Source organism: Erysipelatoclostridium sp. DFI.2.3 (genome assembly GCF_019132535.1).
In the GTDB taxonomy this organism is placed as follows: Bacteria; Bacillota_I; Bacilli_A; order Erysipelotrichales; family Erysipelotrichaceae; genus Clostridium_AQ; species Clostridium_AQ innocuum.
In genome coordinates, this window is record NZ_JAHOOJ010000008.1 from 1 (window position 1) to 12,374 (window position 12,374).

Annotated in this window: 12 protein-coding genes; 10 read left to right on the forward strand and 2 right to left on the reverse strand. The window is 46.0% G+C overall.

Annotation, left to right across the window (positions count from 1 at the left end):
• Positions 1 to 438: 438 nt before the first annotated feature.
• From KSZ58_RS09325 to thiI, 3 genes are read left to right on the forward strand one after another with little or no spacing between them, the layout of a single operon-like run.
• Positions 439 to 2,193 carry a septation ring formation regulator EzrA gene (locus KSZ58_RS09325; protein ID WP_008817344.1) on the forward strand — a complete coding sequence of 585 codons (1,755 nt, stop codon included), beginning with the start codon at positions 439 to 441 and terminating at the stop codon, positions 2,191 to 2,193.
• Between the two features lies 1 nt (position 2,194).
• On the forward strand, positions 2,195 to 3,325 hold the full coding sequence (locus KSZ58_RS09330) for a cysteine desulfurase family protein (protein ID WP_009269175.1): 1,131 nt from the start codon (positions 2,195 to 2,197) through the stop codon (positions 3,323 to 3,325).
• Positions 3,306 to 4,514 (forward strand): tRNA uracil 4-sulfurtransferase ThiI, encoded by a 1,209-nt coding sequence (gene thiI, locus KSZ58_RS09335; protein WP_002608903.1) that lies wholly within the window; start codon positions 3,306 to 3,308, stop codon positions 4,512 to 4,514. The genes KSZ58_RS09330 and thiI overlap by 20 nt, the downstream gene beginning before the upstream one ends.
• A 119-nt stretch (positions 4,515 to 4,633) precedes the next feature.
• Here thiI and KSZ58_RS09340 read toward each other — a convergent pair whose 3' ends face one another.
• Positions 4,634 to 4,804 carry a hypothetical protein gene (locus tag KSZ58_RS09340; RefSeq protein ID WP_009589076.1) on the reverse strand — a complete coding sequence of 57 codons (171 nt, stop codon included), beginning with the start codon at positions 4,802 to 4,804 and terminating at the stop codon, positions 4,634 to 4,636.
• Positions 4,805 to 4,849: 45 nt separating this feature from the next.
• On the reverse strand, positions 4,850 to 5,392 hold the full coding sequence (locus KSZ58_RS09345) for a nitroreductase family protein (protein ID WP_009269174.1): 543 nt from the start codon (positions 5,390 to 5,392) through the stop codon (positions 4,850 to 4,852).
• Between the two features lie 112 nt (positions 5,393 to 5,504).
• On the opposite strand from KSZ58_RS09345, the gene KSZ58_RS09350 reads away from it, so the two are divergent.
• The 7 genes from KSZ58_RS09350 to KSZ58_RS09380 all read left to right on the forward strand — a co-directional run bounded on the left by KSZ58_RS09350 (position 5,505) and on the right by KSZ58_RS09380 (position 12,152).
• On the forward strand, positions 5,505 to 6,323 hold the full coding sequence (locus KSZ58_RS09350; RefSeq protein ID WP_008817340.1) for a putative RNA methyltransferase: 819 nt from the start codon (positions 5,505 to 5,507) through the stop codon (positions 6,321 to 6,323).
• A gap of 37 nt (positions 6,324 to 6,360) precedes the next feature.
• Positions 6,361 to 7,773 carry a signal recognition particle protein gene (gene ffh, locus KSZ58_RS09355; protein ID WP_008817339.1) on the forward strand — a complete coding sequence of 471 codons (1,413 nt, stop codon included), beginning with the start codon at positions 6,361 to 6,363 and terminating at the stop codon, positions 7,771 to 7,773.
• A gap of 155 nt (positions 7,774 to 7,928) precedes the next feature.
• Positions 7,929 to 8,909, forward strand: coding sequence for a D-isomer specific 2-hydroxyacid dehydrogenase family protein (locus KSZ58_RS09360; protein WP_008817338.1), 981 nt, complete (start codon positions 7,929 to 7,931; stop codon positions 8,907 to 8,909).
• Between the two features lie 462 nt (positions 8,910 to 9,371).
• Complete coding sequence (locus KSZ58_RS09365; protein WP_008817337.1) at positions 9,372 to 9,599, forward strand: RNA polymerase sigma factor; 228 nt, start codon at positions 9,372 to 9,374, stop codon at positions 9,597 to 9,599.
• Complete coding sequence (locus KSZ58_RS09370; protein WP_009589038.1) at positions 9,560 to 9,769, forward strand: RNA polymerase sigma factor; 210 nt, start codon at positions 9,560 to 9,562, stop codon at positions 9,767 to 9,769. The genes KSZ58_RS09365 and KSZ58_RS09370 overlap by 40 nt, the downstream gene beginning before the upstream one ends.
• A 132-nt stretch (positions 9,770 to 9,901) precedes the next feature.
• The gene (locus tag KSZ58_RS09375; protein WP_008817335.1) at positions 9,902 to 11,065 is read left to right on the forward strand and encodes a hypothetical protein; all 1,164 of its coding nucleotides are present in this window, start codon (positions 9,902 to 9,904) and stop codon (positions 11,063 to 11,065) included.
• A 217-nt stretch (positions 11,066 to 11,282) separates the two neighbouring features.
• Positions 11,283 to 12,152, forward strand: a complete 870-nt coding sequence (locus tag KSZ58_RS09380) for a GNAT family N-acetyltransferase (protein WP_008817334.1) — start codon at positions 11,283 to 11,285, stop codon at positions 12,150 to 12,152.
• The last annotated feature ends 222 nt before the right edge of the window (positions 12,153 to 12,374 follow it).

Sequence of the window (12,374 nt, forward strand, 5' to 3'; positions counted from 1 at the left end):
CTTACTTCTACCTATTTGAAACCCTTTCTAACGCTATATTTATGCTCTGTATAGACTTTTGTAGAAGAAAGTTCCACATTTTTTATTCGCCTTTTGAAAGTGGAATTTAACTTTTCACTTCAGCTTTATGACTCAATTTTTCAGATAGTCCTATCGTTAGCATATTGTGGAATGCTCGTCATCCCTGCATATACAAACCTGTTAAAGATAATACCTTGAAGCTTTGATTTCTAAAAGCTCGACGGACAGAGAAACATGCGTTGTTTATCTATAAATGCTATCCTTTCCATGAGGAGTGATAAATGTGTGATGCGGCATTGTGTGAAAGAAAAATAAGACACGCATCATTTCTTCTAGAATAAGCATAATTTCTGATTTCTTAATCGTATAAATTATGATACAATATACCTAGTGAATTCGAATGGAAGAGGTGTCTGTATGGAGAATTTTATCAACAATGTCAAAAATGTTGTTTCCCTTGATGTTTTAATCTATATAGTGATTGCGCTGGTCGCCATCGTCATACTTACGATCATCATGATGGTCCTGCGTCAGAAGCAGGCAAGAAAGCAATTGGATGAACTGGAGCTGAGCTACAACTCGCTGAAGGGAATTCCACTTGCTTTTAAATTGAACAAGGCTGTGGCACTGTCACGGGTCAATGAGGAAATGAGTCAGCGTGTGGAAAGCTGCCGTACGGATTTTGACAATATTCAGGAGCAGCTGAAGGAATGCAGCGTTACCCTGGCCGAGGCGGATGATCTGATCTATGTTCATAAAGCCAAGGCTGCAAAGCGGCGCATGGAGAAGCTGCGGGAACAGATGGCAGAGCTGGAGGGTGTCGCAAAGGATGTCAATCAGGCACTGGACAGCATTTTGGAGCAGGAAAACGAGCAGCGTGTACATATCAATAAGCTGAAGGATGATTTTCGTATCATCAAGCGCAATATCAATGAGAACCGTGCTTCCTTCTCCCAGAGCTATGAATATCTGGAAATGGAGATCGCAGCTATTGAAAAGATGTTTTCAGCCTTTGAGGAATGGATGTTTGCGTCCGAATTCAACAAGGCTGCTGATCAGCAGAAGGAAATACGGGAATCTGTCGCTCATTTAAAGGAGCTGGTGGATGTCCTGCCTTCCATGTATGAACGTGCCAGAGGTGTTCTTCCGCGAGCAATCGATGAAGTCGGTTATCAGTATGCACAGGCGAAAAACAAGGGTGTGTATACCGAGCATCTGGAGGTTCGCAAGAATCTGGATATCATCAGCGATATGCTGAAAAATGATTTGAATAAGCTTCGCAATGGAAATCCGAAGGACGTTCATGAGGATCTCAACGATTGTGAAAAACGCATTTCCCAGCTTGCCGAACAGCTGAGCAGGGAAGAGGCTGCCTTCGATGAGGTCAGCGACAATGTCGACATCCTCTTTGATACGATTCGCAGCATCAATATGGATGTGGAAGCTATCGAGGAGCTGTATAACCGCGTATATGAACGGTTTGGCTTTGAAAACTGGACCCAACGGCTGCAGGAGGTGCATGAGCGCCTTTCCGTATTAAACGACATGCAGCGCAAGCTGGAAGCGGTCATCGCACAAAACAAGGTGCCATACTCCACAATACTGATTGCATATAAGGAGCTGGAGCAGAGTGCGGCTGCCTTCACCAATGAGGTTGGTGAAATGAAGCAGAAGCTCGACAATGCCTGCAGTGATGAGGAGCGGGCAAAGAAACAGCTGATCAAGCTGCAGCTGATTGTGAATGAAATTCGTGTGAAAATGTCCAAGCACCGGCTGCCGAGTGTTTCACAAAAATATGAGGATGACCTGCATAAAGGGGAAATCATGATCAAGGACATTCAGGTGATTCTGGATAATTCTCCGCTGGATGTCAAACGCCTGAACGCCGAGCTGCGCAGTGCGATTGATTATATTTATACATTATATAACAGTGTGAATAATCTGGTGGGAATGGCAATTATGGTGGAAAATACGATTGTGTTTGGAAACCGGTATCGCTCCTCCTTTCCGGATATCGACAGTGAGCTGACAAGAGCAGAGCTGTGCTTTCGAAACGGGCAGTATACCAAGGCATTGAAAATCGGCATCCAGTGCATTGAGAAAATGCATCCGGGAGCTTATGAAAAACTGATCAACAAGAAGGATCCAAGTATCCTGAATGCGGGGGAGTAGCATGATTTATCTGGATTATGCCTCCACCACGCCGATTTGCCCGGAAATTTTAAAAACCTATACCAGGCTTTTGGAGAAGCATTACGGCAACAGTGATTCTCTGCATGAGCTGGGAAGGGAAACCGGTAAATTGATGGAACAAAGCCGTGCACAGATTGCACAGCTTTTGCACGTTTATAAGGATGAGATTCTGTTTACCTCCTGTGCCAGCGAATCCAACAATGCGGCAATCAAGGGGGCAGCCTGGAAATATGCCAATCGCGGCAAGCATCTGATTACCACCTGCGTGGAGCATTCTAGCATTCATAATGCCATGGAACAGCTGCAGGAGGTTTTTGGATATGAGGTGACCTATCTTCCCGTGAATGCGAAGGGTTGCGTGGAAGTAGAAGATTTGAAGCAAGCATTACGAAAGGATACTGTTCTGGTATCCATGATGATGGTGAATAATGAAACCGGGGCAGTGAATGCGATTCGTGAATGTGCCCAGTACGTGCACGCCAATTCCAGGGCACTCTTTCACATGGATGGTGTACAGGCGCTGGGAAAGCTGGAGGTCGATCTTTCCTGTGTTGATCTGGCAACCTTTTCCGCCCATAAAATCTACGGACTGAAGGGCAGCGCTATCCTATATAAGAAAAGAAATGTAGAGCTGGTCCCGCTTATCAGCGGCGGTCAGCAGGAAAACGGACTACGAGCCGGCACCAGCAATGCACCGACAAATATTGTGTTTGCGAAAACGCTGCGCCTTGCCATGGAACAGCGTGAGGATGCCTATGCCCATGTGCAAAAGCTGAACAGCTACCTTCGTAAAGCGCTGTCCGCAATGGAGGATATCGTGATCAATTCCCCGGAGGAAGGCAGCCCGTTTATCCTCAATATATCCAATCTGCGCATTGGCAGTGAAATTATGCTCAATGCACTGAATGCCAAAGGCTTTGCTGTTTCTGCCCAAAGCACGTGTTCATCACACAGTAAAGCGGTTTCCGCAGTTCTGCTTGCTATGGGGTTGGGGGAGCAGCGTGCAACCCATGCAATACGCATATCCCTGTCGCATCTGACTACCAGAGAGGAAGTCGATGCCTTTTTACAGGCTTTAAAGGAGATCAATCATGACTATCGAACAAAATAACATTGTATATAACCATATTCTTGTCCGCTTCGGAGAGCTGTCCACGAAGGGAAAGAATAAAAAGGATTTCATCAAGCGCTTATTAACAAATGTGAAAAATGCGCTTCGGGATTATGACAGACTGAGCTATGAGCGTACCCATGACAGACTGTACATCATGCTGAACGGAGAAGATCCGCACGCTGTCAGCGAGCATCTGCAGAAGGTATTCGGTATTTCCTCCTTTTCCTTCGCAATCCGCGTGGATTCCGATATTGAGGCGATGAAGCAAACGGCACTGCAGGTGGCGAAGGAAAGCGATGCACGGACCTTTAAAATCGAAGCACGCAGAAGTCACAAGCTGTTTCCGATGATTTCCGATGAAATCAATCGTGCTGTTGCCGGAGAAATTCTGCGGAACACTGAACTGAAGGTAAATGTGCGGGAGCCGCAGTTACGCATCCAGATCGAGGTGCATCAGGAGGATACCTATATTATGACCGGCAGAATTGCCGGGGCAGGCGGTTATCCGGTCGGTGTCGGCGGGAAGGCGCTGGTCATGCTGTCCGGTGGAATTGATTCCCCGGTCGCATCCTATCTGACCATGAAGCGCGGCGTTGCGATCGAATGCGTTCATTATGCATCACCGCCATACACCAGTCAGGCAGCACAGGACAAGGTACTTGAGCTTGCCCGTCAGCTTGCCCCGTATCAGGGACATATTCGTGTCCATGTGGTGCCTTTCACAGACTTACAGCTTGCCATCTATAAAAACTGTGATGAAAGCTATGCCATTACGATAATGCGCCGTATGATGTATCGCATTGCACAGCGGCTTTGCGAGCAGCAGCACTGTCTTGCCATTGTCAATGGGGAAAGCATCGGACAGGTAGCGAGTCAGACGCTGGAAAGTATGCAGACCATTAACTGTGTAACGACAACACCGGTTATTCGTCCGGTTGCCTGCATGGACAAGGTGGAAATCATCAATGTTTCCCGTGCCATTGACACCTATGATATCTCCATACAGCCCTTTGAGGACTGCTGTACGATATTTACGCCGAAAAACCCGGTAACCAAACCGACGATTCAGCGCTCAGAACGGCTGGAGGCGCGCTTTGATTATGAGTCTTTGCTGCAGGAATGCATCGAGAAGACAGAGCATGTGGATGTATACCCGAAAGCGAAGCTTGATGAGGATATTTTTTAGTATAAATTGAAAACACTCACCCATACTAACAATGTGAGGTGAGAAAAATGGAAAGAAGAAAACAGTACAACGAAAAACAGGTTGAGCAGGACTTATATCAGTACGAAATGGGTATTGAATTAGGTGCTGACGTTGAAGCTGAAAAGAGAAATCATCAGAATGAATACGACAAAGAGCATTCTTCTCAGGATTTCAAAAACAACTTCAATAACAACAACCAGAGCAACTCCCAGAGAAACAACCAGAACCAGCGCAACAACAACCAGAATCAGAATCGTTAAGGCTGGCACAAAAAAACCGCTCCTCTTCCGATTGGAAAACAGGAGTGGTTTTTTTTATGTTTCGTAATACGTTACGATATCGTCCAGCTTCTTACGCTTTGGCTTCTCAGGGTCCATGGCCTTGTAGCCGACACTGATGACGCTGACAATAATTTCCGTCTCTGGGATGTTGAGAAGTCTTTGTATGGCTTTTGCATCACGGATGCCCATCACAAGGGTATCAAGCCCAAGATCCCTTGCCTTTAATAAAAGATTTTCATTATGCAGGCCCAGATCATAGGCACCCCACAGATTTCCGAGCTCATTGCTCGGGGTACCGTCCTTATCAAAGCCGGCCACATCCTTTACAAAGCTTGTGACAATGAGTACCGGAGCATCCTTTGTGTTCTCTGCATTAAAGGGAGCCAGACCTTCCTGCTTCATAGCCTGCAGCATGGTCGAAGATGTAATGACATGATACCGTGCTGTCTGGGAATTCTTCCAGCTCGGTGCCTCCATGGCACAGCGAAGCATTGCTTCGATATCCTCCTTTGCCACCGGTCTTGCGGCATATTTACGGATGCTTTTTCTTGTGACTGCAACTTCATTAAATTCCATTAAAATCACCTCTTTGTATTTATTTTACTACAATTTTCCTTAAATTTCCGTAATTAAGCAAACTTTTCCTATTTTGCCTGTGGTATACTTAGATAGGAAATGAGGTAGGTATATGCTGTTATGTCCGAAATGCGGAAATAAACTGGTCAGGGAGGAACGCGTTTGGCGCTGTCAGAATAACCATTCCTATGACATTGCAAAGCGTGGATATGTCAATCTGGCGCTGCATCATAAAGCACTCAGCGGGGATGATCGGGAAATGGTAAAGGCACGCACACGATTTTTATCCCATGGATATTATGCACCGCTGCAGGCTGCACTGGTTGAACTGGTACGGGGCTATCATCCGTCAGTCGTCATAGATGCAGGCTGTGGAGAGGGGTATTATACGAACAGAGTGAAACAGGAAACGGATACACTGCTTGGCTTTGACTTATCCAAGTATGCAGTCGATGAAGCGTGCAAGGCCAGAAGCGGTGCGGTATATGCGGTGGCGAGTGTTTTCCATATGCCCCTGTGTGATGCCTGTTCCGATATGGTGCTTTCTGTGTTTGCGCCGTTTCAGGCAGAGGAATTTCTGCGTGTCTTACAGCCGGGTGGTATCTTCATCAAGGTCGGTCCCGGTCCGCAGCATCTGATGGGGCTCAAGGAAATCCTGTATGATGTGCCCTATGAAAATCCGTCGGAAACGCTGCAGCAGGAGGGCTTCATTCTGGAAAAAACGCAGACGGTGGAAGCTGCTATCTGTATTCGGGATGCAGCTGATATTCAGGCACTGTTTCATATGACGCCCTATTACTGGAAAACACCAAAGGATGCGGCTATGCGCTTGCAGGAGCTGGATGAGCTGAAAACGAAAATTCAGTTTCAAATCGAAATCTATCGCAAAGATGAAAACATGCTTAACAAACAAGAGCAGGCTATGCTATAATGTGATACAGGTATTAGGAGAAAGGCGGTAAACAGGTATGGCATTTGAATCACTAAGTGAACGTCTGGGAAAGGCGTTTAAAAATATAACCGGAAAGGGAAAGCTGAGCGAAAAAAATATGAACGACATGCTGCGCGAGGTGCGTATGTCGTTGCTGGAGGCCGATGTTAATTACGGCGTCGTTAAGGATTTCATTGCCCGCGTAAAGGAACAGGCACTGGGAACGGAGGTCATGACCTCTCTGAATCCGGGGCAGATGGTTGTAAAAATCGTTCATGACGAAATCGTAGCGCTGCTGGGAAGCGAGGATGCTCCGGTAAATTATAAAAGCAGTGGAATAACAACTGTCATGATGGTGGGTCTGCAGGGTACCGGTAAAACAACGGCATCCGCAAAGATCGCCAACGTAATGAAGAAAAAGCAGAGCCGCAAGCCGTTGCTGGTAGCCTGTGATGTTATTCGTCCTGCAGCGATTGAACAGCTGAAAACACTGGGGGAAAGCATTGGCGTTGAGGTCTTTTCACTTGGTGTGGAGACCAAGGCGCTGGAAACAGCGAAGCAGGCAATGGATTATGCCAAGGAAAACGGCTATGATACCGTGCTCTTTGATACTGCCGGGCGTCTGCATATTGATGAAGAGCTGATGCAGGAGCTGTCCGATATCAAGGCTTTTGTACATCCGGATGATATTTTGCTGACCGTCGATGCAATGACCGGACAGGATATTGTGAATGTTGCAGGCAGCTTCCATGAACAGCTGGAGGTTACCGGTCTCGTATTGACGAAGCTGGATGGTGATTCCAGAGGCGGTGGTATTCTGTCTGTGCGCTCCATCACACAGGTTCCGGTAAAGTTTGTCGGTCTGGGTGAAAAAATTGACGACTTGGATGTGTTCCATCCGGATCGTATGGCCGATCGTATTCTGGGCATGGGAGATATCATGTCTCTGGTCGAGCAGGCACAGGATAAAATGGATATCGAAGCGAGCACGAAATCTGCGAATCGCATGATGAGCGGACAGTTTACTCTGACAGACATGCTTGTGCAGTTCCAGCAGCTTGAAAAAATGGGGTCTCTGGGCGGTATGATGAAGCTGATTCCGGGGATGAACCAGCTGGCAGGGCAGATCGACGAAGCCAAAGCCGGCAACAAAATGAAGAAAAGCACCGCAATCATTCAGAGTATGACGATGGAGGAGCGGGAGAATCCCAATATCCTTCGTGCATCCAGAAAGAATCGTATTGCCAAAGGTAGTGGTACAACGGTAGCGGATGTAAACCGACTGTTGAATGAATATGAGAAAATGAAGCAGGTCATGAAGCAGATGGGTGCTATGACCAAGTCCGGTAAAATGCCGAACATGGGCGGTATGGGAGCCATGGGGGCAATGAAAAACATGCGCAGCATGAATAAGATGATGCGTCAGGGCGGAAAACGAGGAAAACGATAACAAGGCATACACTGCCTTGTTTTTATTAAAAGGAAGGCGTAGTTAACTGTTGGTCCCAAAGGGTGCTTACGATTCTGATTTCAAAAGGAGATTACAATCAGTGATATTAACCAAGATTTGATGAATGCAATACGTATTTTGTGAGGAGGGTGTTTATGAAGGTATTTGTATATGGCTATCGAAAAGAGGAAGCTGCTTATTTCAGTGCCTGTGCAAAAGCGATGCAGCTGGAAATCGATACCTGTGCACAGCGACCGACACTGGAAAATGCACAACTTTGTCAGGGCTATGAATGCATCAGTGTGCTATCAACACCGATCGATGCTGCATTGCTGCAGAAATTGCAGGAGGTAGGTGTCCGCTTTCTGTCAACACGTACTGTCGGCTATGATCACATTGACCTTGCTTATGCCAGAAAAATCGGTATTCATATTGGAAATGCAACCTATGCGAGTGAGAGTGTGGCGGACTATACGATTATGCTGATTCTGATGGCGCTGCGCAAAATGAAGCTGATTTTGCAGAGTGCGGTCAGTCAGGATTATTCCTTTGATGCGGTATTGGGCAGCAATCTGAAGGGAAAAACACTCGGAGTGATTGGGACGGGAGCCATCGGACAGACACTCATTCGTCATATTGCCGGCTTTGGGTGCCGAATACTTGCCTATAATCCACATCCGCGAAAGGAAATGGAGCAATATGTGACCTATGTGGATTTGAATACCCTGTATCAAAACAGCGACATTATCACGCTGCATGTACCGTTAAACGATGCCACCTACCATTTGCTCAATGAAGCGGCTTTTGCCCGGATGAAGCCTGGTGTAATCATCGTGAATACAGCACGCGGTCCTCTGATCGATAATACGGCGTTGATTGCTGCGATAGAATCAGGAAAGGTCGGTGCAGCTGCGCTGGATGTCGTCGAGGGAGAAACCGGTATCTATTACAATCGAAGGAAAGGGAAGATACTGAAGCAGCATGATATGGCTGTATTAAACTCCTTTCCCAATGTACTGCTAACACCGCATCTCGCTTTCTTAACCGATGATTCCTATCGGGATATGGTGACACATTCGATGAAGAGCTGCTATCTGTTTATGCACGGCGAGGAAAATCCATGGCTTATTCAGTAGAGTGATGAATAATCAGACTGCAAAACCTGATGAGAGGCTTTCGCGCTTTTTTTCAGCTTAGGAGTCGATCGATATATATGATGAAAAGGGTCAAGCTTATATTGATCCTTTTTGTTTCACATGATTAGGATGATTTCCAGAATCAAAGCCTTGGTCTAGTTTTTTGATCACGGTTACAACAAAGAAAGTGAACATAATGCATGATTCTCCTCCTTGCAGCTATAACTTATCCTTGGTGTGGAGTGCATGCTTTCCCTTTGCAGCAGCCTGCAAATAGCCTGTTTTAGCTATTTGTGAAAAGCTGAAGCAGCTGTATAGGTCTTTACATAAGCATGACTGCATACAAGCGGTAGGCTGATTATGTCCTACAGGTGCTAATTGTTTTTCACTGCAACTTTTTTGCTCATATAATCGTGTTTATAATAGAGGGGATAAAATTCCTTGTTAGGAGGGAAGTGCGGCATGAGAACTTATGCGGATATGACATTTGAAGAAGTTATGGAAGCCTTTGCGGATACTGTGACCCGTCTTGCATATTTGCGGATGGGAAATGAGCAGGATGCAAAGGATATCTTTCAAAATGTCTTTTTGAAGCTATATACACAGACGATGGAATTTCACGATCCTCAGCATGTGAAGCCTTTGCTCAGGTGGAGGATGTACAGGAACGCAATGAGCTGTATGAGCTGATGGAGCTGGTACCCAACCATCGCAATGCTTTGTATTTATATTATTATGAGGGCTATTCCATACGGGAAATCAGTAGACTCATGAACGCACGCGAGAATACTGTGAAGTCCTGGATGCGGCGCGGGAAACAGGAGCTGCGCAGTCTTTTGGGAGGTGAAGAGGATGCGTGAGAAAAAATTCAGGGGCTTTGATGATATACACTGCCCGCAAAGCTGGAAAGAACAGGTGATGGATCAGGCGGAGTCCTCCGAAAGAAAAAAAGCGTCTATATATGGCGAATTGCTGTTTTATTTCTGCTGGCATTGCTTTCCTTAGGTACTGCATATGCGTGCAGTGATACGGTACGCGATTGGCTTTTATCACTGTTTAGCAATGGACAGGAGAAGGTGCAGGTAAAGGAAGACCCTGTTTCTGTACAAGCCCTCAATGGAATCACCTATCTGGATGCCGACTGCCGCTATTATGTAAAACTGCCGGAAGAAAAAATTGCGGGGGAAGATACGTTGACCGTATATGAAAAAGGACGAATCGTAGAAGACGCTGTTCCAAAGAAAAGCTTAGAGCTGCAGCTGCCAGTGGAAAACAGCACCGTGACCGTACAATTACAATATGTTCATCTGAAAAACGAGTGCCTCCCTCTGTATCTAAAAGGGGAGGAGGGCACTGGAATACCGGATTCGTCATTCCGTGTACTGGCGGACGGAATGCTGGTGATCGAATATGTGCAGGATACCTTTCAAAATGCCTATCTGGTAAATCCGGAAACAGCAGACGTGCAATCCATTGGAGATTTATCCTACCATGCAGAAGCGGAATCTGGAATGCATATCTATGCCAACACCGTACAAAGCAGTGCCTCCGGGCGGTTTCTGCTATATCGCACGTATGCATTGGCACAGGGATGGGCGAAGGAGAAAACAGAAGCACAATGGGTGCTACTGGACAGGGTGGAAAATACCCGTCGTAGGCTGGATACAAAACGGCTGCCTGGCTATCTGCTGGGAAATGAGCTGCGTATGGCTGGCGATACGCACATCATTACAACAAAAAGCTATGCAGTGGATGCTACGACCGAAGCGAATTACCCGATTGTGTATAATTACCGTAAGAATACCTGGACAGAGTACAGTGACTACCAGTGCGCTGTTCCCTTTGTCAGTGATTATTTGTATCGTGCAAGAGACTCTTCCATAGAGCTGCTAAATATCCGTACACAGGAAAAGCATTCGATTCCATTACCGAAGAACATGCGGGCAGAAGACTGTATTTTGTATCCGTATGATGGGTTTTATATCAGTGAGAGTACGCTGAGCAGTGCATTGGATATCTATATTGTATCGCAGCAGCGATGGGTTCATTTGGATGCAAAGATATTGAATGGTGAGACAGCTGTCCTCTTTGCGTATCCGCTGGATGATCACACGCTTTTGCTCAATCAGACATATTTGATCGAATTTCACAAATAATCTGGAAAAGTATAGGATAGTATGCTATAGTACTGTTATACCTTAAAGGTACCGTATATAATAAGAAAGGCAGGTGGTTTGTATGAATACATTCAAAACGTATAAACTGAGGAAAGATACAGACTGCCGTGTTGATAGCTAGCGCATGTTCTGGGCATCCCTTGGGATGCTTTTTTCTTTCCTATGCAGCAAATTTATGAAAGGAAAGGACAAAAGAATGAAAACAGAAATTTGTAAAGAGCAGTACGCAGCATCTATGACAGCGATGCCGGCAAGCAGCAAGGAACAGAATCGTTCCCTGAAACGGGGGTTAAGCAGACAGGAGCTGTCTCTGCAGCAATGCTATGTGATGATTCGTAAGGAGCAGGTGGTTGCCAGAGCAGTTATTTATGATGAGCATTCCTACATTGGCAATCTGACACTGGAGGCGATCGAGCAGACGGAGGCTGATCAGTTTGTAAGGGATGTTATTGGCCATCTGGATCGAAGCAGAGAATGGCGCATCGACCTGTATTCGGACAAAATCAATTATACACTCGTATATCGGGCGCTGAAGCGCTGGTTTCCTATAGAAATCAAAAGGGAAAGCTACACAGTGATGACTGCTGAACGGGATTTGCATTCCTATGAGTTCGTATCGGCAAAGCAGATGACGAAGGAAAATCTGCTGGAGCTGATGGTGAGCGCAAGCAGAACTACACCGGATTTGCTTTTGCAAAGAGAACATACCAGTATGGGGCTGTATCCGGCAGTCCAAAAGCAGATGGAGGAGCTGCTGGATGATGAAGAAAGCGACATTTTATTTCAGATTCTGCTTGTTGAAGGGCAACCTGCAGGCTTTATCAGTGTAAATCGTCTGCTGGATGATGTTGGAGGAATCGGATGTATTGGGGTACATGCCGATTATCAGGGAAAGCGGCTTGGCAGCGTGCTGCTGCAAAAGGCAATGGACATGGCCTGGCATCACGATATTCATAAGCTGATAGGGGATATTGATGTTCATAATATCGCTATTCGAAAAAATCTGATACAATGCGGCTTTATGCTCGATTGTAGGATGTGTATGTTTCTGTTGGAAAAGCAGTAGCTAAGTCAATGGAAATCTGAAAGGACAGGGAACAGGCAGTTCATCATTTTATACAGAAGGATTTAGAAGAGACGCCTACAGCGAGGGACTGGGATAACTGTTTGTAGGGTGATTCGTTAAGGAATGTCAGGGAGAAAATCTGATTTCTTGCGGACTGAAATGTTCATAAAAAAAGGGGAATCCAATCTTCTGTTAAGTGGATTCCTCTGTTTTCTTTATTAT